At 34.5% G+C, this 26,852-nt stretch carries 18 protein-coding genes; 4 read left to right on the top strand and 14 right to left on the bottom strand.

Features of this window, described 5'->3' with window-relative positions:
- Positions 1 to 37: 37 nt before the first annotated feature.
- From E1J38_RS11385 to E1J38_RS11355, 7 genes are all read right to left on the bottom strand, one after another.
- Complete coding sequence (locus tag E1J38_RS11385; protein WP_133356845.1) at positions 38 to 1,372, bottom strand: M28 family peptidase; 1,335 nt, start codon at positions 1,370 to 1,372, stop codon at positions 38 to 40.
- A 90-nt stretch (positions 1,373 to 1,462) separates the two neighbouring features.
- Positions 1,463 to 3,268 (bottom strand): acyl-CoA dehydrogenase FadE, encoded by a 1,806-nt coding sequence (locus E1J38_RS11380; RefSeq protein WP_133356847.1) that lies wholly within the window; start codon positions 3,266 to 3,268, stop codon positions 1,463 to 1,465.
- Between the two features lie 23 nt (positions 3,269 to 3,291).
- Entirely contained in the window at positions 3,292 to 4,482 is a 1,191-nt protein-coding gene (locus E1J38_RS11375) for an acetyl-CoA C-acyltransferase (protein ID WP_133356849.1), read from the bottom strand.
- 132 nt (positions 4,483 to 4,614) lie between these two features.
- A complete protein-coding gene (locus tag E1J38_RS11370) occupies positions 4,615 to 7,023 on the bottom strand; it encodes a 3-hydroxyacyl-CoA dehydrogenase/enoyl-CoA hydratase family protein (RefSeq protein ID WP_133356850.1) in 2,409 nt (802 codons plus the stop codon).
- Positions 7,024 to 7,040: 17 nt separating this feature from the next.
- Positions 7,041 to 7,481: a MarR family winged helix-turn-helix transcriptional regulator gene (locus E1J38_RS11365; RefSeq protein WP_133356851.1), complete on the bottom strand. Its 441-nt coding sequence runs from the start codon at positions 7,479 to 7,481 to the stop codon at positions 7,041 to 7,043.
- Positions 7,482 to 7,596: 115 nt separating this feature from the next.
- Complete coding sequence (locus tag E1J38_RS11360) at positions 7,597 to 7,986, bottom strand: DUF1761 domain-containing protein (RefSeq protein ID WP_133356853.1); 390 nt, start codon at positions 7,984 to 7,986, stop codon at positions 7,597 to 7,599.
- Between the two features lie 129 nt (positions 7,987 to 8,115).
- Positions 8,116 to 9,885, bottom strand: a complete 1,770-nt coding sequence (locus E1J38_RS11355) for an AMP-dependent synthetase/ligase (protein ID WP_133356854.1) — start codon at positions 9,883 to 9,885, stop codon at positions 8,116 to 8,118.
- Between the two features lie 440 nt (positions 9,886 to 10,325).
- On the opposite strand from E1J38_RS11355, the gene pflB reads away from it, so the two are divergent.
- From pflB to ppdK, 4 genes are all read left to right on the top strand, one after another.
- Complete coding sequence (gene pflB, locus E1J38_RS11350) at positions 10,326 to 12,551, top strand: formate C-acetyltransferase (protein WP_133356856.1); 2,226 nt, start codon at positions 10,326 to 10,328, stop codon at positions 12,549 to 12,551.
- Positions 12,552 to 12,585: 34 nt separating this feature from the next.
- A complete protein-coding gene (gene pflA / locus E1J38_RS11345) occupies positions 12,586 to 13,371 on the top strand; it encodes a pyruvate formate-lyase-activating protein (protein WP_369407160.1) in 786 nt (261 codons plus the stop codon).
- A 30-nt stretch (positions 13,372 to 13,401) separates the two neighbouring features.
- Positions 13,402 to 14,658: an L-lactate MFS transporter gene (locus E1J38_RS11340; RefSeq protein WP_133356859.1), complete on the top strand. Its 1,257-nt coding sequence runs from the start codon at positions 13,402 to 13,404 to the stop codon at positions 14,656 to 14,658.
- A 212-nt stretch (positions 14,659 to 14,870) separates the two neighbouring features.
- Positions 14,871 to 17,600, top strand: a complete 2,730-nt coding sequence (gene ppdK, locus E1J38_RS11335; RefSeq protein WP_133356861.1) for a pyruvate, phosphate dikinase — start codon at positions 14,871 to 14,873, stop codon at positions 17,598 to 17,600.
- Positions 17,601 to 17,809: 209 nt separating this feature from the next.
- On the opposite strand, the gene purL is transcribed toward ppdK, so the two are convergent.
- From purL to E1J38_RS11300, 7 genes are all read right to left on the bottom strand, one after another.
- On the bottom strand, positions 17,810 to 21,472 hold the full coding sequence (gene purL, locus E1J38_RS11330) for a phosphoribosylformylglycinamidine synthase (RefSeq protein ID WP_133356863.1): 3,663 nt from the start codon (positions 21,470 to 21,472) through the stop codon (positions 17,810 to 17,812).
- 114 nt (positions 21,473 to 21,586) lie between these two features.
- Positions 21,587 to 22,447: a fructosamine kinase family protein gene (locus tag E1J38_RS11325; RefSeq protein WP_133356865.1), complete on the bottom strand. Its 861-nt coding sequence runs from the start codon at positions 22,445 to 22,447 to the stop codon at positions 21,587 to 21,589.
- Positions 22,448 to 22,466: 19 nt separating this feature from the next.
- Positions 22,467 to 23,579: an endonuclease gene (locus E1J38_RS11320; RefSeq protein ID WP_133356866.1), complete on the bottom strand. Its 1,113-nt coding sequence runs from the start codon at positions 23,577 to 23,579 to the stop codon at positions 22,467 to 22,469.
- Between the two features lie 3 nt (positions 23,580 to 23,582).
- Entirely contained in the window at positions 23,583 to 24,794 is a 1,212-nt protein-coding gene (locus tag E1J38_RS11315) for an RsmB/NOP family class I SAM-dependent RNA methyltransferase (RefSeq protein ID WP_133356868.1), read from the bottom strand.
- Positions 24,795 to 25,117: 323 nt separating this feature from the next.
- Positions 25,118 to 25,573: a sensor of ECF-type sigma factor gene (locus tag E1J38_RS11310; RefSeq protein WP_133356869.1), complete on the bottom strand. Its 456-nt coding sequence runs from the start codon at positions 25,571 to 25,573 to the stop codon at positions 25,118 to 25,120.
- Between the two features lie 15 nt (positions 25,574 to 25,588).
- On the bottom strand, positions 25,589 to 26,080 hold the full coding sequence (locus tag E1J38_RS11305; protein ID WP_133356871.1) for a hypothetical protein: 492 nt from the start codon (positions 26,078 to 26,080) through the stop codon (positions 25,589 to 25,591).
- A 33-nt stretch (positions 26,081 to 26,113) separates the two neighbouring features.
- Positions 26,114 to 26,656, bottom strand: coding sequence for an RNA polymerase sigma factor (locus tag E1J38_RS11300; protein ID WP_133356872.1), 543 nt, complete (start codon positions 26,654 to 26,656; stop codon positions 26,114 to 26,116).
- Between the last annotated feature and the right edge of the window lie 196 nt (positions 26,657 to 26,852).

Genomic DNA, 26,852 nt, shown 5'->3' with positions numbered 1-26,852 from the left:
AAAAACTAAAATTTTAAAGTTAATATTTACTTAATGTTTAATCTTGAAATACCGAATTGGGAAATGTAACTATACTTTCGTATCCGTTTTCTCCAACCGATGAAATTCCAAAAAAGTAATTGTCAATAACAATGCCATCTAAAATATACTCTGAAATGTCACCAACGTATTTACTATAATCCCAAGTGGGAGAGGTGGTATCTCTCCAATAGATTTTGTAACCTATAGCACCATCAACTTTATTCCATTTAAATTTAGCTGAAGGCTGAACAATGCCACCAATAGCCACTTGTTTAGGAGCGGGGGGAGCCCATGCTAAACTTGCTAAGTTGATAGCGTTTACTGCCGTAAGTTTTTTTGCATATTCAAAATTAACGTGTTCAATGACATCACCATATCTAATCCCATTTTCTTCCCGAATGTCTTGATGTTGCTGGTTATAATTTTCATGAGCTTCCATAATTCTTATTCCGGCATACCCTAAATCGTTAAATGGGCGATGATGACCTCCTCTACCAAATCTATCAAGCCGGTAAACCATCATAGGATTCATTTCGGGCATATAGTTTTTGGTAGTTTTGTGAATGTAACGTGCCAACTGACGTGAAATTCCATCAACCTCACCACCATAAAAGCGTCTAAGGCGCCTTTGTTTATCTGTTTCGGTAGGAGGAACTGGCTCTGAGAATATTCTAAAAGTTCTATTGTCAATAACACCATCAATACCCTTTATGTTGCCTATCATATCATTGTTTAAAACACCAATGATATCCCAATGGTGTTCTTTAGCATAACTGGCCAATCCTGCACCGCCAAATAAACCTTGTTCTTCACCAGATAATCCTACATATACAATACTACTTTCAAATGTGTGTTTACTTAAAACACGTGCGGCTTCTATGGTTCCAGCCATCCCAGAGGCGTTATCATTAGCACCCGGAGCATCAATTGTAAAATTCATAGTATTGCTTGCTCTAGAATCTATGTCGCCACTCATAATCACATATCTGTTTGGGTATTTAGTACCACGTTGTATAGCCACTACATTTATAACCCAAGCATCATGAGGTACTCTACTATGGCCTTCTTTTGTAACAAAAACTTTTTGATAAAATACTTCCAAGCATTTATTGCATGCTTTTGAAATAGACTCAAATTCAGATTTTATCCATCGTCTAGCGGCACCAATACCACGTGTGTTGGAGAGCGTATCGCTAAAGGTGTTTCTCGTTCCAAAATCAACTAAAGTTTGAATGTCTTTTTCAATTCTTTTTGCAGAAATAGAATCTATAATATTGTAGAGTTGTGTGTTGTTTTGACAGAACAAAAGGTTAAATGAGAAAAATAAAATGAAGGTTAGTAAGGATTTCATATTGAAAATTTTATCTAAAATACTGAAAATAAAAAACGCCTCAAAAGTTAAATCGAAGCGTTTTTAGATTTGAATTAGTCAACTACTTATTTAAAAGCAATATTTGTTTTCTTGTGTTACTTTATTGGCAATAATATTTCTTAATTCAATAATGTTGGGCATGTTCACATATTTAATGTAACGTTTTAAGCCCATGAGCATCATGCGTTGTTCTTCACCTTTAGAGAATGAAATAATGGAGTGTTTGCCCGCAGTTTCTATGACATCAATAGCATGGAATAGATTTAGTTTTGCCATAGCAATTTGTTCTTTGGCATTGTTTTCACCTACTTTCTTAGCCATTTTCTCTGCACGTAGAATTGCAGATTCTGCTAAATAAATTTGAATTAAAATATCGGAAGCTGCCAGCATTAACTGTTGTTGTTCTTCAATTTTTTCTCCGTATTTTTCTAAAGCAGCCCCAGCTACCATTAAGAATAATTTTTTTAAATTTTTGATGATGCTTTTCTCTTCTGAAAACAATTCTGAAAAGTCTGGTGTTTCAAATGAAGGAATACCCATTAATTCTTCCTTAACAGCCATAGCAGGAGTTAAAACATCAACATGGCCTTTCATAGCTTTTTTAATAAGCATCCCGATACTAAGCATTCTATTTATCTCATTAGTACCTTCATAAATTCTTGAAATCCGGGCATCTCTCCATGCAGATTCCATAGGAGTTTCTTCAGAGAATCCCATACCGCCTAATATTTGAATACCTTCATCTGTACAGCGTTGTACAAATTCTGAAACCGCTACTTTTAATATAGAACATTCAATGGCATACTCTTCAACACCTTTTAATTCCGCTTCTTGATGGGTGTCTTTACCGTTAGCTTGTCTTACTTCAATTCTATCTTGTATGTTTTTTGCAGCCCTGTAGCACCCTGCTTCACCAACCCAACAATTGGTTGCCATTTCAGCAATTTTTTGACGAATGGCTCCAAAACTAGAGATTGGTGTTTTGAACTGAATACGTTCATTAGCATATTTAATAGATTCTGTTATGGTTCGGCGTTGGGCGTCTAAGCAGGCTACGGCAAGTTTTATTCTGCCAACGTTAAGGGCATTCATAGCTATTTTAAATCCATTTCCTCTAACAGATAGCATATTTTTTGCAGGAACTACGGTGTCATTAAAAAACACTTGACGAGTTGATGAAGCCCGAATACCTAGTTTATGCTCTTCTTCTCCCATGGTGATGCCATTTGGGTTTTCGGGGTCGTATTCAACAATAAAACCAGTGATATATTTGTCGTCTTCAATTCTAGCAAAAACAATCATGAGACTACAGAACCCAGCATTAGAAATCCACATTTTTTGCCCAGTGATTTTATAATGGGTGCCATCTTCTGAAAGTACCGCTTTGGTTTTACCAGAATTGGCATCACTACCAGCACTAGGCTCGGTCAAACAATACGAGCCAAACCATTCACCTGTAGCTAATTTAGGAACATATTTTTGCTTTTGTTCTTCTGTTCCATAAAGGGTAATTGGCATGGTGCCTATACCTGTATGCGCTCCAAAAGCAGTACTGAAAGAGCCTGTAGCCCCCGAAATGTAATCGCAAACTAACATGGTATCAACAAACCCCATTCCCATACCTCCATATTCTGTAGGAACAGCAACACTTAAAAACCCTAATTCTCCAGCTTTACGCATACAAGATTCTGTAAGCGCATAGTCTTTCTTTTCAAATTGCGCTTTTTTAGCCCAAATTTCACGGTCAACAAATTCAGTAACCGCTTCTTTCATCATAACTTGGTCTTCGTTGAAGTCTTCAGGAGTAAAAATGTCTTCACAATTGCTTTCTCTTACAAGAAATTGTCCACCTCTTAAAATATCTTTTTCTTCCATAGTTTAGTAGATTTTTTTTTGATTTAATTCAAGAATTCAAATATTCCGCAAGCCCCTTGACCAGTACCAACACACATAGTTACTGCACCATATTTGCCTTTCATATTACGTTTACGCATTTCATCAAATAATTGTACAGATAATTTAGTTCCAGTACAACCCAATGGATGCCCTAGTGCTATGGCACCGCCATTTACATTTATAATTTCTGGATTTAGATTTAATTCTCTAATTACAGCTAACGATTGTGATGCAAAAGCTTCGTTTAATTCAATAAGTTCTAGGTCATCTTGTTTTAAACCAGCCAATTTCAAAGCTTTAGGAATTGCTTTTACCGGACCAATCCCCATAATACGAGGCTCAACGCCAGCAGCAGCATAATTTACTAGTCTGGCAATAGGCTCTAAGTTTAATTCTTTCACCATAGCTTCACTCATAACCATTACAAAGGCAGCGCCATCACTCATTTGAGAAGAGTTACCTGCAGTGACACTTCCGCCTTGGGCAAATACTGGTCTTAGTTTGGCTAAGGCCTCTTTACTTGTACCTTTTCTTGGGCCTTCATCTTTTGTAACTGTATAACTTTTAGAGGCTTTTTTTCCATTGGAATCTATATAGGTTTCATTTATTTGAATAGGAACAATTTGATTTTGGAATCTATCTTCAGATTGCGCTTTTAATGCTTTCATGTGTGAGTTATAAGCAAACGCATCTTGGTCTTCTCTAGAAACTTTAAATTGATTTGCAACGGCTTCGGCGGTATTACCCATGCCCCAATAATAATCTTCATGACCTGCCTTAACAATATCATAATTAAGTTCAGGTTTAAAACCTGTCATCGGAACAGCACTCATACTTTCTGCTCCTCCAGCAATAATACATTCTGCCATTCCAGATTGAATTTTTGCTACTGCAATAGCAATGGTTTCAATACCTGAAGAACAAAACCTGTTAACTGTAACTCCTGGAACTTCTACACTGTTTAGTCCCATCAAAGAAATTAAGCGTGCCATGTTTAGACCTTGCGACCCTTCGGGCATAGCGTTTCCAACAATAACATCATCTATTCTGGTTTTATCCAGTTGAGGTAATTCTTTCATCATATGCTGGATGGTCTCAGCTGCCAACTCATCGGTTCTTTTAAATCGAAACAATCCTTTTGGTGCTTTTCCAACGGCTGTCCTGTATGCTTTTACTATATATGCGGTTTTCATAAGCTGCCCCCTCTAACTCCCCCAAAGGGGGAGAAAACTGTAGCGGGGTGTTTTTTATTTGTTATTTTTTACATTTTATATTGTGAGCCACCTTTTTAGTTCCTCCACCTTTGGGGAGGCTAGGAGGGGCTTCTAATTACGTAATGGTTTTCCAGTTTTGAGCATATGCTGAATGCGTTCTAAGGTTTTACGCTCTGTGCATAAACTTAAGAATGCCTCTCTTTCTAAGTCTAACAAATATTGTTCTGTAACTAATGAGGGTTCAGATAAGTCGCCACCTGCCATCACGTAGGCTAATTTATTAGCAATTTTTTGGTCGTGTTCACTAATATAATTGGCAGCTTCCATAGAATCTGTTCCCACTAAAAACATTCCTAAGGCTTGCTTTCCTAGTACTTTTACATCTTTACGTTTTATGGGTTGTGTATAACCAGCATCTGCCATTAATCTAGCATGGGCTTTAGCAGTTGCTATTTGTCGGTCTTTGTTAACAACAACGATATCTTTACCTTTTTGAAGTAAACCTAAATCAAACGCTTCATAAGCTGAGGTGGCTACTTTAGCCATTCCTATGGTTAGGAAATACTCCTGCAAAACATTTAATTCTACATCACCTTTTCTAAAGGAATCGGAGGCTCTAAGTGCCATTTCTTTAGAGCCAGCACCACCGGGGATAACGCCAACTCCAAACTCAACCAAGCCTATATAGGTTTCGGCAGCGGCTACAACTTTATCGGCATGCATAGAGAGTTCACAGGCTCCACCTAGCGATAACCCATGAGGTGCAGAAATTGTAGGTATGGCTGAATAACGCATCCGCATCATGGTGTCTTGAAAATACTTAATAGCTCCATTTAATTCGTCATATTCTTGTTCTACGGCCATCATGAAAATCATGCCTATATTGGCACCAACCGAAAAATTAGCACTTTGATTACCCACTACAAGTCCATCAAAATCTTTTTCTGCTATATCTATGGCTCTATTCAATCCTGCTAAAACATCACCACCAATAGTATTCATTTTAGATTGAAATTCACAGTTGATAATACCATCACCCAAATCTTCAATTACAACTCCAGAGTTTTTAAAAATCTCATTACTTTTTCTAATATTATCCAAAATAATAAAGGCATCCTGACCTGGTTTTTTTATTTGAGATTTAGATGGTATATCATAATAATGAGTTGCTCCATTTTTAACGGTATAAAAAGATGAATTTCCCGAGGCCAACATATCATTCACCCAAGAAGCAGGTTTCAAACTTTCTGATTTCATAATGTTAATACCCTCTTCAACTCCAATAGCATCCCAGATTTGAAAAGGCCCATGCTCCCATCCAAAACCAGCTTTCATAGCATCATCAATCTTATAAAGTTCATCAGATATTTCAGGAATTCTATTAGAAACATAAGCAAACATAGCTGCAAAGTTCTTTCTATAAAAGGCTCCAGCTTTATCTTTTCCTGATACTAATATTTTAAATCTATCAATGACCTTTTCAATAGGTTTGGTGAGTTCTAAAGTGGTAAATTTGGCTTTTTTATTACTTCTATATTCCAAAGTATTTAAGTCTAGAGATAGGATTTCACTTTTGCCATTATCTCCCTTTACCTTTTTATAAAAACCTTGTCCGGTTTTGCTGCCTAACCATTTTTTTTCCATCATCGTATTGATGAATTCGGGCAGTTTGAATAACTCGTGTGCTTCATCATCAGTACAATTTTCATAAATACCATTAGCTACATGTACAAGCGTATCTAAACCAACAACATCAACGGTTCTAAAAGTAGCAGATTTAGGTCTTCCAATAACTGTACCGGTAAGTTTGTCTACTTCTTCAATTGTTAATCCCAGTTCTTTTACTTGATGAAATAAGGATTGAATTCCAAAAATCCCGATGCGATTCCCTATAAACGCAGGTGTGTCTTTAGCAATAACTGAAGTCTTTCCTAAATACTGCTCACCATAATTATTTAGAAAATCAAGAACTTCCTGAGATGTCTCGGGACCGGGAATAATTTCAAATAATTTTAAATATCTGGCGGGATTAAAGAAATGTGTTCCACAGAAATGTTTTTGGAAATCGTTACTTCTACCTTTACTCATAAACTTTATAGGAATTCCGGATGTGTTTGATGTAATAAGAGTTCCAGACTTTCTGTGTTTTTCTAAATTCTCAAAAACTTGTTTTTTTATATCCAAGCGTTCTACAACTACTTCAATAATCCAGTCTACATCATTTACTTTAGCTATATCATCTTCTAAATTTCCTGTGGTAATTCGGTTGGCAAACCTTTCATGATAGATAGGGGATGGTTTAGTTTTTAGAGCCTTTTGAAGCGAATCATTAACTAACCTATTTCTTACTATACTGTCATTTAGGGTTAACCCTTTAGCTTTTTCAGCATCATTTAAATCTCTTGGAACAATGTCTAAAAGTAGTACTTCAACGCCAATGTTAGCAAAATGACAAGCAATACCGCTACCCATAATTCCAGATCCAATGACTGCTACTTTTTTTATGATTCGTTTACCCATAACTGCTTAAACTAAAATTACTTTTTGTTGAAAATTTTTTTGTTAGAGACCATGTCAATAATTAACTCAGCTACTTCATAAAAATGACTCATTTTTTCTTCGGAAATATTGCTTCTGATAGACTCATTAAAGGTGAGTACTTTTTCTCTGGAGTAAGCTCTTTTTTCTCTTCCAAATTCAGTTAAATGAATGAGAACACCTCTACCGTCTTTTGGGTTAGGATGTCTTTCTATTAACCCTCTTTTTTCCATTGTTTTTAATATTCTTGACAAACTAGTGGCTTCCATTCCCATTTTTGGACCTAATGCGGTTGATGGTGTGCCTTTTTCAGGATCAATACTTAGTAACGTAAATCCCGTTGCCATGGTGCTTTCAAATTTTGAAGCCTCTTCATTGTACATTTTTTGAACAGTAAGCCAAGTGGTTCTTAGCACATAGTCAATTGTTTTATCTTTCATTGGTTGATGGTTGATGTCCAAATATAGATAATTTTATTATGCGCGCATAATAAAATTATAAAAAAATAGCACCTCAAATTTATGGGTGCTATTTTAGTAAGGTTTTATGTGTTTATTAAACTTTTCCGCTTACCAGTCCAATTACGGCACCTATAATAGCGGTCATTACAATTGAAATAGCAACATCAATAGCAGCAAGTTGTAAATTGAATTCGGAATTCATGGCGAGATTAAAAAAGTTATAAAATAGCCCCATAAAAACACCAATCATAGCACCAGCTTTAGCACCTGTAGAAAGCGTTGAAATTTGAGCCCAATTATTAAAGATGTAGGATACAAATAAAGCAAAGGTTAAACATCCTAAGAAAATGAATAGCATGGTTTGAGAACTTTCTTCTGGTTGAGGAAATGTGTCCTTAAAAAGAACACCATAAAAGAGCCATCCTAAAAGAAAATCTACAATACCACCCACAACACCAGCAACTAGGAAACTTTTTGTTTTCATATTTTTAGTTTTAATTGGTTATATGCTATTAAAATACAAAAAAGTGTTAAGTGTTTGATTTTTAGCTTTTAAAATTAAAAATACTGTAATAAATTGGTTAAAAAACAATGATATTAATAAAGAATTTTGTTAATCTTTATAAATTTTTTCAATAAGTTGGCTGTACTTTTCTTTAATAACTTTTCGTTTCATTTTCATAGTAGGAGTTAGGTGGCCGTCATCTATGGTCCAAATATCTGGTGTGATTTCAAACTTTTTAATTTGTTCCCATTTACCAAAATTAGTATTGGCATCATCAATTTCATCTTGAATACGCTCTAGTAGTTTTGTATTGTTAATGATATCTTCTTTTGAGGAATAAGTTATATTATGTCTTCGTGCCCATTCTTTAACAAATTCATAATTAATTTGAATTAAAGCCGCTGGCATTTTTTGGCCTTCTCCTATCACCATAATTTGTTCAATGAATCTAGACTGTTTAAACTGGTTTTCTAACGTGGCTGGAACAATGTATTTGCCACCAGAAGTTTTAAACATGTCCTTTTTGCGGTCTGTAATCTTTAAAAAATTATCGTCACATATCTCGCCAATATCTCCAGTATGAAAATAATCACCAGTCATGACCTCGGCAGTTCTTTCAGAATCTTTATAATAACCCATCATTACGTTAGGGCCTTTAACTAAAATTTCGCCGTCATCGGCTATTTTAACTTCTACATTATCAATTATTCTGCCCACAGTTCCTATTTTGATTCCCATATTGAACGGACAGTTTACAGAGATAACAGGGGAGGTTTCTGTTAGCCCATAACCTTCTAAAATAGGCATTCCTGCAGCAGAAAATATTCTAATTAACCTAGCTTGTAAAGCAGCACTACCTGATACTAGAGTGTCAAGGTTACCGCCTAGGCCTTCTTTCCATTTACTAAAAATAAGTTTTCTAGCAATCTTAAGCTTAAACTCGTACCACCAGCCATTTTTACCATAGGGTTCGTATTTCAACCCTAAGTTAACAGCCCAAAAGAATAGCATTTTTTTAATACCTTTTAAATCGGCACCTTTGGCAATTATTTTGTCATAGACCTTTTCATAAAGCCTCGGGACGGCAGTCATTATTTGGGGTTTTACTTCTTTTAAATTTTCGCTAATGGTTTCAAGACTTTCTGCAAAATAAATCTCTATGCCACAGTATTGATATAGATAGAGAATCATACGCTCAAATACATGGCAAACCGGTAAAAAACTTAATGCTGATGATCTACCATGCTCCATTGGAACGCGTGATGAACTATCAATAACATTTGATACTAAATTATTGTGAGAAAGCATAACGCCCTTTGGGGTTCCTGTAGTTCCAGATGTGTATATTATGGTAGCTAAATCTTGTGGTTTAACCTTCTCTTTTGCAGCTTCAACCTCTTTTTGATTACTTTCATCCTCACCTAAATCTAAAACTTCCTTCCAGTTTTTTTCTCCATCAACGTTATCAAAGGTGTATACACCCTTTATTTTAGTGTTTTTCTTTATCTGATTTAATTTTTCTAAAATTGTTTCGTCTGAAACAAAGCAATGTGTAGCTTCAGAATGATTTAAGATATATTGGTATTCCTCTTTTGAAATGGTTGGATAGATGGGTACATTTTGAGCACCTAGTTGCAAAACACCTATGTCTAGTACGTTCCATTCTGTACGATTGGTAGTTGAGATTACCGCAATTTTGTCGTTAGGCTTAACACCTAATCGCAATAAGCCTCTACTAACTTTATTAGCTTGGTTAATGTACTCTTTAGTTGAAATACTTATCCATTTACCATCATATTTTGATGAAAATGCTTTCTCTAATTTGAATTTTTCAAGTTGGTACTGTGGAAAATCAAATATTCTGGTAATCTTTGTCATATGTTGTTTTCAAATGCTTCATGCAAATTATTAAAAATAATAGAATTTTCAAGTAGCGTATTGATACCTGACAATCTATAATTAAAAACAAGGTGTTCTTTTTTAAGTTTATTTATAGTATAAATCAACAATCTTTCATTTGTTTGAATTTTTTTCAATATAATAATTTATTTTTTTAGATTTTTACGAAAACTGTAATTTTGTGTGCTAAAAATTGCTAATAATAATTAAAAAACACAAACGATTTACATTTTTGTAAAACCTAATCTTAAAACAGTTAAAAATTCGCTAATTTTAGGAGGTGACTCAAACGTTTTCGTAAATTAATTTTAGGCTAAAACCTTGATATACCAAGGTTTTATGACAAAAGTCAGTTTAATAATTTTAGTTGCAACGTATCTTTGAACCATAAATTTTGACTAATAAAAGTTACATAAAAAATGGAAGTAAAAAAATTTAAAAACGGTGTTTGGAGTGAAACAATAGACGTTAGAAATTTTGTTGTTAACAACGTGACACCTTATTACGGAGACGATTCGTTTTTAGTAGGCCCAAGTGAGCGTACTAAAAAACTTTGGGACGTATGTTTAGAGGCATCTAAAGAAGAGCGTCAAAACAATGGTGTACGTTCTGTAGATACAGAAACTATTTCTGGTGTAAGTAATTTTGGCGCTGGATATATTGATAAAGAGAATGAAGTTATTGTAGGTTTACAAACCGATGAATTACTAAAACGTGCCATGAAACCTTTTGGAGGATTTAAAGTGGTACAAAAAGCACTAGAGGAACATGGCTTGGTGCCAAGTGATACAGTTTCAGAATTATTTACTAAGTATGTTAAGTCACATAACGATGGTGTGTTTTCTGCTTATAATGAAGAGATTAGAAGATTTCGTTCTTTGGGACTTTTAACTGGTTTGCCTGATAATTATGCCCGTGGTAGAATTATAGGTGATTACCGTCGTGTTGCTTTATATGGTATCAATACATTAATTGAGGCTAAAAAGGCAGATAAAGCTAATATAGTTGGTCCGATGACTGATGCTGTAATTCGTTTGCGAGAAGAAGTAACGGATCAAATTAAGGCATTAAAGGATATGATAGAAATGGGTAAAAAATATGACCTTGACCTATCTCGTCCAGCTGAAAATGCTCGTGAAGCGGTACAGTGGACTTATATGGGCTATTTGGCAGCTGTAAAAGAACAAGATGGAGCAGCAATGTCTTTAGGTAATGTATCGTCTTTCTTAGATATCTATATAGAGAATGACTTACAAAAAGGACTTATTACAGAAGTAGAAGCTCAAGAGTACATTGACCAGTTTGTTATGAAGTTACGTATGGTTCGTCATTTAAGAATGGGAGCTTACGATGAGATTTTTGCCGGAGATCCAACTTGGGTAACAGAAGCTATTGGTGGTATGTTTGCTGATGGAAGAACAAAAGTAACTAAAACATCGTTTCGTTTCTTAAACACGCTATACAACTTAGGACCTTCACCTGAACCAAATATTACTATTCTTTGGTCTAATAATTTACCTAAGAATTTTAAAAACTACTGTTCTAAAGTAGCCATTGACACTTCATCAATTCAGTTTGAAAATGATGATATGATGCGAGAAATGAGAGGTTCTGATGATTATGGAATTGCTTGTTGTGTTTCTTATCAAGCTTTAGGTAAACAAATTCAATTCTTTGGGGCACGTACTAACTTAGCTAAAACATTATTGTTAGCAATTAACGGTGGTCGTTGTGAAAATACTGGAACTCAAATGGTACAAGGTATTGAGTCAATGGAAGGCGAATATCTTGACTTCAATAAAGTAATGGCTAATTTTAAAGTAGCTATGAAAGAAGTAGCACGTGTGTACAATGATTCAATGAATATTATCCACTACATGCACGATAAGTACTATTATGAAAAGTCTCAAATGGCATTAATTGATACAAATCCAGCTATTAACATTGCTTACGGAGTTGCAGGTCTATCAATTGTGGCAGATTCTTTGTCAGCTATTAAGTATGCTAAAGTGAAGCCAATTAGAAATGAAGAAGGCTTAACAATTGATTTTGATATTGAAGGAGACTTCCCAAAATATGGAAATGATGATGATCGTGTCGATATTTTTGCCCGTGATGCCGTTAAGAATTTTAATAATGAGTTAAAGGCTTTACCGGTTTATAAAAATGCAGAACCTACAATGTCTGTTTTAACCATTACATCAAATGTAGTTTATGGTAAGAAAACAGGTGCAACTCCAGATGGTAGAGCAAAAGGCGTGCCTTTTGCACCAGGAGCCAATCCAATGCACGGACGTGATACTCACGGTGCTATTGCATCATTAAATTCTGTTGCCAAGATTGATTATTGTGATTCTCAAGATGGTATTTCTAATACATTCTCAATTGTTCCTAAGTCTTTAGGAGCCACAGAAATGGATAGAATTGAAAATCTTTCAACCACACTTGATGGTTATTTTTCAAGAAAAGCCCAGCATTTAAATGTAAATGTTCTTAACAAAGAAACGTTACTTGATGCTATGGAGAATCCTGAAGAATATCCACAATTAACCATAAGGGTTTCAGGATATGCTGTAAACTTTATCAGGTTGACAAAAGAGCAACAATTGGAAGTTATTACTAGGTCATTCCACGATTCAATGTAATTATAAATTAGTTTTTAAGAACTTCCGAAAATTCATAAATTTCGGAAGTTCTAATTTAAATAAGAGCCTTATCAAAACTACGGAAAACACTTTAAGGGTTCATTCTATTGAGTCGTTTGGAACACATGATGGTCCAGGTATACGCATGGTTATATTTCTTCAGGGATGTAAATTAAAATGCGCCTATTGCCATAACCCGGACACAATTGATACTCATGGAGGTCAAGATCACACTATTGAAAGCTTAGTAATGAGAGCTGTTAATATGAAATCTTACTTTGGCGAGTTTGGTGGTGTTACGGTATCTGGTGGAGAGCCTTTGTTGCAATCAAAAGAATTAATTCATTTTTTTCAGAGACTGAAAGAAGAAGGTATTCATACCAATGTAGATACTAACGGTAGGTTACTAAATCACTTTGTAGAAGAATTGCTAGATAAATATACAGATTTAGTAATGTTAGATATTAAACACATGCGAGAAGAGGGTTACCAAATGATAACGGGAATGAAAAACAAGGAAACTACTTTCAACTTTGCTAAGCACAGAGAAGCCTCTGGTAAACCCATGTGGTTACGCTACGTATTAATTCCAGGTATTACTAATAAACCAGAATTATTACATGAAATGGGAACGTATTTCAAAGATTATAAAACTATTGAAAAAATTGAAATACAACCTTACCATACTTTAGGTGTCCATAAGTGGGAGAATTTAGGTTGGGATTATCAATTAAAAGATGCCCGAGAAAATACGGAGGCGGAAATAAACGACGCAGTAGAAATTTTAGAACAATATTTTAAAGAAGTAAAAGTAAATTAGTTGGTTTGTGGCCAACATAAAAATAGGATTATGAGCAATCAAAAGTTAAAAAATCGTTGGTTAATAGCAGCTTCGGCTGTGGGAATACATATCTCTATTGGGTCGGTTTATGCCTATTCAGTAATGACTAACCCAGTAAAGGATATTTTTGACGTAGACGGAAGCGTTATAAAGTGGGCATTTAAAATTGCCATCTTATTATTAGGATTATCAGCTGCCTTTTTAGGGCGTTGGGTAGAAAAAGTAGGCCCTAGAGTGAGTGGTACTACAGCAGGTATATTTTACGGACTTGGTATTTTAGGATCTGGACTTGCGGTACAATTAGAGTCTCTATGGATGTTCTATTTATGTTATGGTGTTATTGGAGGTATTGGTTTAGGTTTAGGATACATTACGCCAGTAAGCACATTAGTAAAATGGTTTCCAGATAGACGAGGTCTAGCAACGGGAATGGCTATTATGGGCTTTGGTTTTGCTGCCTTAATTTTTGGTCCAGTAATGCAGTCATTATTTGATGCCGTAGGAGTTTCAAATGCTTTTTACGTATTAGGAGCTATTTATATGATATTAATTTTAGCATCAGCTAGATATATTGAAAGACCTCCAGAGGGATATATGCCAGAAGGGTATAAACCTGGAGAGGGTAAAACCATTAAAGCAGATTTGGCTAATATTACTGCTAATGAAGCTTTGAAGACACCTCGTTTTTATTATATCTGGATTATGATGTTCATCAATATTGCTTGCGGTATTGCAGTTATTTCTGCAGCAAGCCCAATGATGCAGGAAAAACTCAACTATACACCAATGGAAGCTGCAGCTATTGTTGGTTTAATAGGAGTGTTTAATGGTGTAGGTAGAATTATGTGGTCTACATTATCAGATTATTTAGGAAGAGCAAATACTTATATTATATTTTTTGCTTTTCAAATTTTAGCCTTCTGGTTATTACCTCAAATATCCATGGAGTTAGCATTCTTAGTTATTCTGTTTACGGTAATAACTATGTATGGAGGTGGTTTTTCAACATTGCCGGCTTTTTTAGGAGATTTGTTTGGAACAAAACAATTAGGTGCTATTCACGGTATGGTATTAACGGCTTGGGCATTAGCGGGAGTTGTTGGTCCTACAATATATGATGTTGTTAAAAATACAACAGGATCATTAGATGCTACTTTGGCTGTGTTCGCAGGATTGTTTGTGATAGCATTTGTAGTATCATTACTTATGAAACGAACGGTAACAATGGCTTACCGAAAAATAAATAAAGGCTTAAAATTTGCTTAAATGCAAATTTTGAAAATTTCCATTTTTTCTTTTTAATTAAAAAACCCCGAGGCAGATTGTAGTTGCTTCGGGGTTTTTGCATTTACTAAGCAGTAAAAGACTATTGATGTTTAAAGTTTTATATGATTTATGTCATGAAAAAGCTAAGTGTTAAGATGTACATTTATATGAAATTTTTACAATGAAATGATATGTAATTAAAACTAAATATTATGGAATTACTAGAGAATGTTAAAGCACGTGTCTACAAATTTGGTGATAAAAAAGCCGATGGAAACAGGGAAATGAAAAATTTACTTGGGGGAAAAGGGGCTAATTTGGCAGAAATGAGCTCTATTGGAATTCCAGTTCCACCTGGATTTACAATTACCACAGAAGTTTGTACAGAATACAATCAATTAGGTGAAGACGTTGCTATGGGATTTATTAGAGATGAGGTAGAGGCAGCAATAGCTAATATTGAGAGTATTATGGGAACCAAGTTCGGAGATAAAGAAAACCCATTACTAATCTCAGTTCGTTCTGGTGCTAGAGTTTCTATGCCTGGAATGATGGATACCGTTTTAAATTTAGGTCTTAATGATGATGCGGTATTAGGAATAGCTAAACAAACAAATAATGAGCGTTTTGCTTGGGATTCATATAGACGTTTTATTCAAATGTATGGTGGTGTTGTTTTAGGAATGAAACCTGAATCTAAAGAAGATATTGATCCATTTGAAGAAATCATGGAAGCGCTTAAACATAAGCGAAATATTGAATTGGATACAGAATTTACCATACAAGATTTAAAAGATTTAGTATATGATTTTAAAGAGGCTGTAAAAAAGCGTACAGGTAAGAATTTCCCAACAGACCCATGGGATCAACTAATAGGGGCTATTATTGCTGTTTTTAATAGTTGGAACGGTGATAGAGCTGTTTATTACAGAAGCATGCATGGTTATCCTTCAGATTGGGGAACTGCTGTAAATGTACAAGCCATGGTATATGGTAATATGGGGTCAGATTCAGGGACTGGTGTGTGTTTTACAAGAGATGCAGCAACTGGAGAAAATATCTTTAATGGAGAGTACTTAATTGATGCGCAAGGTGAGGATGTCGTTGCAGGTGTAAGAACACCTCAGCAAATTACAAAAATAGGATCTCAACGTTGGGCAGAATTGGCTCAAGTTGAAGAGGAAGACAGAATTAAAAACTATCCTTCTTTAGAGGAATTAATGCCTGAAATATTTAGAGAACTAAACGAATATCAAGATATTCTAGAAAAGCACTATCGAGATATGCAAGATATGGAGTTTACTATTCAACAAGGTAAACTTTGGATACTACAAACACGTAATGGAAAGCGTACGGGGGCAGCCATGGTCAAAATTGCCATGGATGCTTGTAAAGAAGGTTTAATTTCAGAGGAAGAGGCATTACTTCTTATAGAGCCTAATAAATTAGATGAACTACTACATCCTGTCTTTGATCCAAAAGCACTAAAAAGTGCACACGCAATAGCTCAAGGGCTTCCAGCATCCCCAGGGGCTGCTACTGGAAAAATAGTATTTTTTGCTGATGAAGCCAATAAATACAAGAGCAGTATTTTAGTTAGAATTGAAACCTCTCCAGAAGACCTAGAAGGAATGAATATTGCTAAAGGTATTTTAACTGCCCGTGGTGGTATGACCTCACATGCTGCTGTTGTGGCTCGTGGTATGGGTAAATGTTGTGTTTCTGGAGCTGGTGCATTAAAAATAGACTATAAGAAACGCACCTTAACTGTTGATGGACATAAATATCAAGAAGGTGATTGGATTTCTTTAAACGGTTCTACAGGTAATATTTTTGAAGGTAAAGTAGCTACTATGGAGCCCGAATTGAGTGGTGAATTTGCCGAAATCATGGATCTGGCAGAGAAATTTACTAAGATGCAGGTAAGAACTAATGCCGATACTCCAAAAGATGCTACAGTGGCACGCAACTTTGGTGCACAAGGAATTGGATTAACGCGTACCGAACATATGTTCTTTGAAGTAGATAGAATAAAGGCGATGCGCGAAATGATTCTTGCCGATACTGTAAAAGGTAGAAAAGAAGCTTTAAAAGAATTATTACCTATGCAGCGTTCAGACTTTGAAGGTATTTTTGAAGCTATGGAAGGCCTTCCGGTTACAATTAGATTATTAGACCCTCCTTTACATGAGTTTGTACCACACCAATTAGAAACCCAAAGAAGTTTAGCCGAGGATATGCATATTACCTTGCAGGAGGTTAAAAATAAAGTAGCTGAACTGGAAGAGTTTAACCCCATGTTAGGTCACAGAGGTTGTAGATTAGGAATTACATATCCTGAGATTACTGAAATGCAAGCAAGAGCTATTATTGAAGCAGCATTAAATCTGAAGGAAAGAGGCATTGAAGCTAAACCTGAAATAATGATTCCTTTAATTGGTACTACAGCAGAATATGAAAGCCAAGAGGCTGTTATTAGGGAGACAGCTGATAAAGTGTTTGACGAAAGAAAAGATTCTATAGAATATTTAGTGGGAACCATGATGGAGATTCCTAGAGCTACATTAATGGCTGATTTAATTGCTGAAAAAGCTGATTTCTTCTCATTTGGAACTAACGATTTAACCCAAATGACATTTGGTTATTCTCGTGATGATGCTAGTAAATTCTTACCTGTTTATCTTAAAAAAGGTATTTTAAAAGAAGATCCTTTTGAAGTCCTTGATCAAGAAGGTGTAGGGCAGTTGGTTAAAATTGGAACCGAAAGAGGTAGGAGTACCAAACCTAACTTAAAAGTTGGTATATGTGGTGAACATGGTGGTGAACCAAGTTCTGTAGAGTTTTGTTATAATGCAGGGATGAACTACGTAAGTTGTTCTCCTTATAGAGTTCCTATCGCAAGAGTTGCAGCAGCACAAGCTGCTATTAAAGCAACTAGATAGTGTTTTCCGTTTTTCTTTTTTTGATTGAAACCCCGAAGTTAACAAAAGTTACTTCGGGGTTTCTTATTTTATCAAATTTTTGTGTCATGTTGTCCGGATAGCTATCGGGATAGTTTTCAGCAACTTATACCAAGCATAATTTAAGCATCTCTAGACTCTTAAATAAATACATGAAGATAGGCTACGTTTGAAGTAGTAGGAGATTAAGTTTAATGTTTCTCAACCCATTTTCTGGCATTAACAAAGGCCTCCAGCCAAGGTGATACTTCATCTTTACGTCCGTCTGGATAGTGAGCCCAATTCCATTGGAACGTAGAACGCTCAATATGAGGCATAGTAACTAAATGACGTCCAGACTTATCACACATCATGGCTGTGTTAAAATCAGATCCATTTGGGTTGTGCGGATAATTCTCATAACCATATTTTGCTACAATATGATATTTTTCTTCGGAATAGGGTAAACTAAATTTACCTTCCCCATGTGAAATCCATACCCCTAAAGTAGTGCCAGCTAATGATGATAACATTACAGAATTGTTTTCCTGAATTTTAACCGAAGTAAAAGAACTTTCATGCTTATGAGAGTTGTTATGATGCATTTTTCCATGAATCTCATGGTCTGGATTAATAAGATCTAATTCCATCCAAAGTTGGCAACCATTACAAATACCTACAGAGAGTGTATCTTCTCTGGCGAAGTAGTTTTTAATCACTTGTCTGGCTTTTTCATTGTATTTAATAGCACCTGCCCAACCTTTGGCAGAACCTAAAACATCAGAATTTGAGAATCCACCAACAGCTCCTAAAAACTGAATATCCTCTAGGGTTTCACGTCCAGAAATTAAATCGGTCATGTGTACATCTTTTACATCAAAACCAGCTAAATACATAGCATTTGCCATTTCTCTCTCTGAATTACTTCCTTTTTCACGAAGAATAGCGGCTTTCGGTCTTGGCTTACTTGTATTTATTTCAGGTAATTTTCCCGCAAAGTTTTCAGGGAATGTATATTGTAAAGGTTGATTCTTATAGTTTTTGTAACGTTCTTCAGCTAAACCGTTAGCAGTTTGTTTCTGGTCTAATAAGAAAGATGTTTTATACCATACATCTCTAAGTCTAGAGACAGTCATAGTAAACACATCGGTTGCATTTATAATACTTAGTGTATCACTTTTAACAACTGAACCAATTCTATGAAATTGAATATTAGCACCAGAAAGCACTTTCTCAACCGAACTATCTTTTGCTTGAATAACAATACCTGCATTTTCAGCAAATAATAACTTAAAGGAGTCTTTTTCATTTAAATCAGACAGGTCTAGTTCAGCTCCTAAATTATTATCAGCAAAACATAACTCTAACAAAGTAGTAATCAATCCTCCCGAAGCAACATCATGTCCTGCAACTATTTGCTCATTTCTAATTAAATCTTGAATGGTGTTGAAAACAGTTTTAACGTATGCTGCATCTTTTACTGTAGGCGCTTCATTACCAATTCTATTGACTATTTGAGCAAATGAGCTTCCGCCTAATTTAAAGTGGTCTTGAGAGATATTGATATAATAAATATCGCCGCCGTTTTTCTTTAAAACAGGCTCAACCACTTTATTAATATCGTTACAGTTAGCGCCTGCAGAAATAATTACTGTTCCTGGAGAAATGACATCGCCATTCGGGTATTTTTGTTTCATTGATAAAGAATCCTTTCCCGTTGGGACATTGATTCCTAAGTCAATTGAAAATTCTGAAACAGCCTGAACCGCTTCGTATAATCTGGCATCTTCCCCTTCATTTTTACAAGGCCACATCCAGTTAGCAGATAAAGACACGTTTTTTAAGCCGTCTTTTAAAGGTGCCCAAATAATGTTGGTTAGTGCTTCGGTAATCGAGTTTCTACTACCAGCAACTGGGTCAATTAAAGCCGAAACTGGTGAGTGTCCAATAGAGGTGGCGATACCTTCTTTACCTTTAAAATCGAGAGCCATAACCCCTACATTGTTCAATGGAATTTGTAATGGTCCTACACATTGTTGTTTAGCTACTTTACCACCTACACAACGGTCTACTTTATTTGTTAACCAATCTTTACAAGCAACCGCTTCTAACTGTAATACTTGGTCCAGATAGGTGTAAAAATCATCAGAATTGTAAGCAACATCTGCATAATGTCTCTCAACGGTTTTGTCGGTCATGATAGTTTTTGGTGAGCTACCAAACATATCCTCCATGGCTAAATCCATTGGGGTATTACCTTTGGTTTTAGATTGGAAGGTAAATCTATCGTCACCAGTAACGTCACCAACGGTGTACATTGGAGAACGTTCTCTGTTAGCTATTCTATTTAGGGTGTCAATATGTTCTTCAGAAATAACCAATCCCATACGTTCTTGAGATTCGTTCCCTATAATTTCTTTATCAGAAAGCGTAGGATCACCTACAGGAAGTGCGTCTAAATTGATTTTTCCACCAGTATCTTCTACCAACTCCGATAAACAGTTTAAGTGTCCGCCAGCACCGTGGTCGTGGATAGATACAATAAAGTTTTCATCGCTTTCAACCATGCCTCGAACCGCATTGGCTGCACGTTTTTGCATTTCAGGATTAGAACGCTGAACAGCATTTAACTCTATACCAGAAGCAAACTCCCCTGTATCAGCACTTGATACTGCTGCACCACCCATACCAATGCGGTAGTTTTCACCACCAAGGATGACTATTTTGTCACCTGTTTTAGGCGTATCTTTCAGGGCTTGGTCTTTTTTACCGTAACCAATACCACCGGCAAGCATAATCACTTTGTCGAAGCCTAATTTTTGAGCTTCTTCTTCATGCTCAAAGGTTAATACTGAACCACAGATAAGAGGCTGTCCAAACTTATTTCCAAAGTCTGAAGCACCGTTAGACGCTTTGATTAAAATATCCATTGGTGTTTGGTATAACCAATCACGCTCTTCAAAAGCTTTTTCCCATGGACGGTTTTCTTCTAAACGAGAGTATGAAGTCATATAAACAGCTGTACCAGCTAAAGGAATAGAGCCTTTTCCACCGGCTAATCTATCTCTAATTTCTCCACCCGAACCAGTTGCAGCGCCGTTAAATGGCTCAACGGTTGTTGGGAAGTTATGAGTTTCGGCTTTTAATGAAATTACCGATTCAAAATCTTGAGTAGTATAATAATCAGGAACATCGGCACGTTTTGGTGCAAATTGCTCAACAACAGGACCTTGAATAAAGGCTACATTATCTTTATAAGCCGAAACAATATCGTTTGGATTTTCTTCAGAAGTTTTTTTAATTAATTTAAATAATGAGATTGGTTTTTCTTCACCATCAATTACAAAGGTACCGTTGAATATTTTATGCCTACAATGTTCACTATTTACTTGTGAAAACCCAAACACTTCAGAGTCTGTAAGCGGCCTACCAATCTTTTTTGAAACACCTTCTAAATATTCCACTTCTTCGTCACTTAAAGATAAACCTTCTTGTTCATTATAAGCTGCAATATCTTCAATGTTTAAAATTGGTTCAGGCTCTGTATCTATGGTAAATGATTCTTGGTTTAACCCATTAAATTTTTCAGAAATCATTGGGTCGTAGTTTTTGAAATCTTTAGAAACCGCCTGAAATTCTTCAATTCGAACTATTCCTCTAATGCCCATATTCTGAGTAATTTCTACAGCATTGGTACTCCAAGGTGTAATCATAGCAGCTCTTGGGCCAACAAAAAAAGCATCTAAGGATGCTTGTTCTATTCTGGGTTGATTACCAAATAGCCAGGTTAATTTTGAAATGGTCTCCGCAGATAATTCTTCTGTTGTTTGAACAGCAAAAATCTTGCTGCTGGTGTTTCCAAAGAAATGAATCATTTTTATGATTTTTTGTATGAAAAATGAAAACGCAAAAATACACTTTTTTAAAGCATTTTTAAGGCTATTTTTTTATAAAACTAACAGCGTTATCAACAACTATTTTAACATGAACTAAAAATACTTTTGAAGAATTGATTTTACGGAACCATAATAACTCTGCCCAAACAAATTTAAATGTACCAATAAATAATACAATTGATAAATCTCTACACGTTGATTTGTATGGTGGTCTGGAGGTGTCATGTCAAAGTAAGCTTCATAAAAATCATTGGAGAACCCACCGAATAATTTGGTCATGGCAATATCAACTTCGTTATGTCCATAATAAACTGCAGGGTCAATGAGGTAAGGTATGCCTTTTGATGAAATTAGATAATTTCCACTCCATAAATCGCCATGTAATAGTGACGGTTTGATATTTTCAAATATGGGTTGTAAAGTTTCCTTTATTGCCAAAGTTGAAGGAATTTCTTTAGAATTTAAAAGCCCTTTGCTTTTGGCTAAGTTGAGTTGAGGTAATAGGCGTTCTTCTACATAGAAGTTGGTCCAGTTTGAATGTTTATTGTTGGATTGGTTTAAGCTGCCAATAAAGTTGTTGTTTTCAAAACCAAATTGTGCTGCGGTTATTTGGTGCAGTTGAGCTAATTGGGTTCCTAAAGTTTTAAAGTCTTTGTTGGAGGGATGTTTACTTTCAATCCATTCTAATAACAAAAATGAGCTATTCTCAAAAGTTCCAATACCATAAACCTTTGGTGTAGTTATGGTATTAGTTTTTGCTATAGCTTGAAGACCTCGGTATTCTGTCTTAAACATATTTTGATTTTCTAGCCTGTTTTTTTTTAGAAAGAACTTTTGTGTATTGGTTTTAATGACAAAGGCTTCAGAAATATCACCGCCAGAAACGGATTGTGAACTTTCTATTTTTTGAGAAAGTAAATCTTCAAGTTGTTTTATAAATGCATTATTCAGCATGCATAAAAATAAGAAAGAATTACTGTTTTATTAACTTTTTAGTTATGGCACCAAACTCATTTGTTAATCTAACCAAATAAACACCTTTACTTAAACTTTCAACATTAATTTTGTTGTTCTGTGGAGATACATTTCGTTTAAATATAGATTTTCCTAAAACATTAAAAATTTCAACATTTAAAATTTCTTTAGTTTCAATATTAAGAAAATTTTCTTTTAATGGGTTTGGGTAGATGGTAGTTGCTTCTAGTTTTGATAAAGACTCATTTGTTAATGGATTTCCCCAAATTTCGGTTACATAATCATTATTGTCTATAAAGGGATTTCTATTGCCTTGAAAAAAATAAATATCATTATTTTTATTTTGTTCATAGATACTAACAGGGTCTAAAGCATTCCATGTAAGTAAAATGTTCAAAAATGTAGAGCTGAGAGCTGGGTGAGTTGATCCATCAAACATAGCACTAACATCACTTGAAGAAAAGTTACTATGAAAGGTTGATAATTGATCTTCATAACAAGTAATAAAATAAAAATAAGCCCTAGCCACATCTCCTTTGAATTCATCTATAGGCTCAAAAACGGTTCCACTAAAACCACTGGAGTAGCCTGAATTAAAGTTGTTTCCCTTTTTTGATCCATTTGAAGAAGTGTATGTAGCATTTTGTACAACACCATAAGGAAAGCTTCCATGTTCTCCATTAGTATAGCCATCAGAAGGAAATACAAAATGAGCATCAGAATACATAGGATACGAATCCTTACCACCAAAATAAGAACTAGGTATTACATGTTCTCTATTATAACAATCACCTTCACCACTATAATTGCCACATTGGTTCGTAATAGGTGTAAAGCTATAGATATCTGTACCTGAGGGAATTTCAGTGTACAGGTCAACTATGGTTTGGTCATTATCGTAATAATTATCTTTAAAAGCTGATTGATTATATAAAGACCATAGATCTCCATAGTTAGCATCAGATAGACTATTAGTATTATTGTTAATAATGTTAAAAAGTTGTGTTTTTAAAATAGCTCCTGTTCCAGTTGCAGAGTCATAATAGCCACTAGGGATTTGGGAAAAACCTAAAAAAGAAACTAAAAAGAATAAAAAGTGAAAATACTTCATAAATTATTTTTTCTCTAGAAGTGCCATGTAAAAACCATCAAAACCAGATTCATGAGCAAGCACCTTTCTGTCTTTCACAAAGTTAAATTCTTTTCCCGATTCTGATGTTAAGAAAGCTTTAACTTGATTTTCATTTTCAGACGGTAACACAGAGCAAGTGGCATAAACCAATTTACCGCCAGGTTTAACCATTTTGGAGTATTGCTGTAAAACGTCTTGCTGCACCGTTCTAATTTTATCTATAAATTCAGGTTCTAATTTCCATTTAGCATCGGGGTTTCTCCTTAAAACACCTAAACCGGAACAAGGCGCGTCAATTAAAACACGATCTGCTTTATTATAAAGTTTTTTAATAGGCTTAGTAGAATCAATTACTTTTAAGTCTATATTGTGAACACCATTACGTCTTGCCCTTATTTTTAGTTTCTTGAGCTTACTTTCATAGATGTCCATAGCTACAATTTGGCCTTTATTTTCCATTAAAGAAGCAATATGTAGAGTTTTCCCACCAGCACCAGCACAAGTGTCTACTACCTTCATACCTGGTTTAACATCAAGCATGTCTGCCACTAATTGTGAGGAAGCGTCTTGCACTTCAAAAAGTCCATTTTTAAAGGCATCTGTTACAAAAACATTGGCGCGTTGTTTTAGTTTTAGTGCTGAGGGATAACCTTTAATAAAATCGGTTTCAATATTTTGATCAAATAATATATTTTGTAGTTGCTCCTTAGATATTTTTAATGTATTCACTCTCAGAATAACATCAGCTTGTTGGTTTTGGGTAGCAATTTCCTTGGTCCATTTACTTTCTCCTAATTCCTGAACACCAATAGCATCCATCCAATCTGGAATAGATTCTCTAAAAACACGTAGTTTGGAAAGCTCATCAAATCGTCCTTTTATTTTTCTAGAAGGTGTTTTTTCAAAATATTTCCAATCGGGTAATCTAATTCCCTTTAAGGTGGCCCACACAGCAAACATGCGCCATAGGTTATCTCTGTTAAAAGGTTCTTTTACTTCTGCAATTTCGGCATATAGACGTTTCCAACGCACAATGTCATAAGTGGTTTCAGCAACAAAAGCTCTATCTCTACTTCCCCAGCGTTTGTCACGTTTCAATAGCTGTTGGATGACTTTATCGGCATACTTTCCTTCGTTAAAAATATCGGTCAGTCCGTCAATAACCGCAAAACATAAATTTCTGTGTAGTCGCATGTTTTCTATAATCAGTTTTAGTTGCTTGAAACAGTTCATAATATGAACTAAATATTAAGCATGCAAATTTACATTTAATATGTTGATTTGTTAAGACGATTATTTGTTAAGTTTCTATTTTTATGAGATTTGGATATATATCCATACTTATCTGTTTTAGTAACTTGCTTTATACTTTTGTTTTTCTGTGAGGAAAGGACATATTTAAACCAAGAACTTTATTAAGGTTAGAACTGAAACCATTTCTAATTATTATTTTGTGGTGTTTTTATTAAATCAAAAAAGCTCAAAAAAAAAAGAAGCTTTTAAGCTTCTTTATACTTTTAGTGTTTGTTTCCTTTTTCTCCACTTCTTCGACTTTTAAACTGGTTGAACATTTTTCTTTTAAAATCTTCTTCAGCTACCTTTAGTTTAATTACTTTTTTAGGAGACAAAATAGTTTTAATCTTAGTAGTAAAATCTAATCTATTTTTGTGTAAACGAGATTCTATACTATTCAATTTACTTAATAATTCTTCAGCTTTTTTATCAGTCATAGAACTAAGGTTGTCTTTAATTTCTTTTCTAACACTTCTCATTTCTTGATGTCTGATGGCATGATTTTTTTTGTCAAACTCATTATAGACAGGCCAAAACTTCTCAGCCTCTTCCTTAGTTAAATCTAGTTGTTCAGTAATGAAAGACACTTTAAGTGCTTCAATTTTTTCTCTATCTGATTGTTGAGCAGACAGGTTTAATGATAATAAGAATATTAATAAAGGGAGTAAATATATCTTCATGTTTATTTTAATTTTTTAGTATAAATCTTCTACGTCTAGGTTGTCAAAGATGTAATCTTCAACGACTTCTTCATCAATATTAAATTCTACAAAATTTTCTTCTTTTAAGTCTTCTTCATTCAAAAAAGAAGCAATTTCATATGAATCAATATTTTCATACAAGAGGTAATTTTCAACAGTTTCGTTATCCAAATCATCAAACGAAATCTTACTATCAAATAAAGATAAGCTAATTAGCAATAATACTGCAGCTGCAATGCTAGATGCATAAACAATAGTTTTGTTACTAAATAATTCAAAAACCTTCGGTTTACTTTCTCTGGAAACTTTATTTAAAATGGTTTCTTCTAAACTATCAAAATAATTATCTGGAGCTTTAAAACCAGAGGTATGAGAGCGTTCTTTTAGTTTTAACTCATTTATAATATGATCCTCAAGTGTATCAAAGTATTGATTGGGCGCTTTAAAACCACTATTTTTTATATTATGTAATTTATTTTTTTTCATCTTACCTATAAGACTAATAAATGTTTTAATGGTTTAATCTTGAGTTAAATAGGATTCAATTTTTTTCACAGCAATGTGGTATGAAGCTTTTAAAGCACCTTCACTGGTTTCTAAAATATCTGCCATTTCCTTGTATTTTAAATCCTGAAAATATTTCATATTAAAAACCAATTGTTGTTTGTTTGGTAGTGAAGCAATAGCTTGTTGTAGCTTTAATTGAATTTCATCCCCTTCAAAATAAACATCTGAAGTCAGGTTACTAATAGCTAATTTTTGAACATCTTCACTACTTATTTGTAACCGTTTTACGTTTTTGTTAATGAATGTTATAGATTCATTTGTAGCTATTCTGTACATCCATGAATAGAGTTTGCTATTGCCTTTAAAGTTATTGATATTTTTAAAAACTTTGATAAAAGTGTTCTGTAACACATCATCGGTATCATCATGAGACTTTACAATATTACGTATATGCCAGTAAAGACGCTCCTTGTAAAGCGTTATTAAGGTTCTAAAAGCTTGTTCTTTGTGAGTTTTAGATTTTAGTTGCTGTAAAAGTTCCTCTTCGTTTAACACAAGCAAAATTTAGTCTTTAGACTAACTAAATATAGTAAAGTTTAATCGAAAAAAAATTGAATTTTTCGTTAAAACTAATTAATTGATTACCTGTTATTTATATTTTAAAAAATCGATGAAATACATTTTGAATCGACAAAATACATTTTTTTCTTGCTGTATACTTTTATTTGTTTTATGTTTGTATCAGAAACCT

The organism is Seonamhaeicola sediminis, from assembly GCF_004358095.2.
Lineage (GTDB): Bacteria > Bacteroidota > Bacteroidia > Flavobacteriales > Flavobacteriaceae > Seonamhaeicola > Seonamhaeicola sediminis.
Note: the sequence above shows the minus strand (reverse complement) of the source record. Positions and strands in the feature narration are given on the sequence as shown.

Bases quoted from the DNA above. Each gene is read 5' to 3' on its own strand.
- purL (WP_133356863.1), bottom strand. From the start codon at position 21,472: ATGATTCATTTCTTTGGAAACACCAGCAGCAAGATTTTTGCTGTTCAA.
- E1J38_RS11380 (WP_133356847.1), bottom strand. From the start codon at position 3,268: ATGGAAGAAAAAGATATTTTAAGAGGTGGACAATTTCTTGTAAGAGAA.
- E1J38_RS11310 (WP_133356869.1), bottom strand. From the start codon at position 25,573: ATGAAGATATATTTACTCCCTTTATTAATATTCTTATTATCATTAAAC.
- pflB (WP_133356856.1), top strand. From the start codon at position 10,326: ATGGAAGTAAAAAAATTTAAAAACGGTGTTTGGAGTGAAACAATAGAC.
- E1J38_RS11340 (WP_133356859.1), top strand. From the start codon at position 13,402: ATGAGCAATCAAAAGTTAAAAAATCGTTGGTTAATAGCAGCTTCGGCT.
- E1J38_RS11355 (WP_133356854.1), bottom strand. From the start codon at position 9,885: ATGACAAAGATTACCAGAATATTTGATTTTCCACAGTACCAACTTGAA.
- E1J38_RS11370 (WP_133356850.1), bottom strand. From the start codon at position 7,023: ATGGGTAAACGAATCATAAAAAAAGTAGCAGTCATTGGATCTGGAATT.
- E1J38_RS11365 (WP_133356851.1), bottom strand. From the start codon at position 7,481: ATGAAAGATAAAACAATTGACTATGTGCTAAGAACCACTTGGCTTACT.
- E1J38_RS11325 (WP_133356865.1), bottom strand. From the start codon at position 22,447: ATGCTGAATAATGCATTTATAAAACAACTTGAAGATTTACTTTCTCAA.
- E1J38_RS11320 (WP_133356866.1), bottom strand. From the start codon at position 23,579: ATGAAGTATTTTCACTTTTTATTCTTTTTAGTTTCTTTTTTAGGTTTT.
- E1J38_RS11360 (WP_133356853.1), bottom strand. From the start codon at position 7,986: ATGAAAACAAAAAGTTTCCTAGTTGCTGGTGTTGTGGGTGGTATTGTA.
- E1J38_RS11375 (WP_133356849.1), bottom strand. From the start codon at position 4,482: ATGAAAACCGCATATATAGTAAAAGCATACAGGACAGCCGTTGGAAAA.
- E1J38_RS11305 (WP_133356871.1), bottom strand. From the start codon at position 26,080: ATGAAAAAAAATAAATTACATAATATAAAAAATAGTGGTTTTAAAGCG.
- E1J38_RS11315 (WP_133356868.1), bottom strand. From the start codon at position 24,794: ATGCGACTACACAGAAATTTATGTTTTGCGGTTATTGACGGACTGACC.
- ppdK (WP_133356861.1), top strand. From the start codon at position 14,871: ATGGAATTACTAGAGAATGTTAAAGCACGTGTCTACAAATTTGGTGAT.
- E1J38_RS11385 (WP_133356845.1), bottom strand. From the start codon at position 1,372: ATGAAATCCTTACTAACCTTCATTTTATTTTTCTCATTTAACCTTTTG.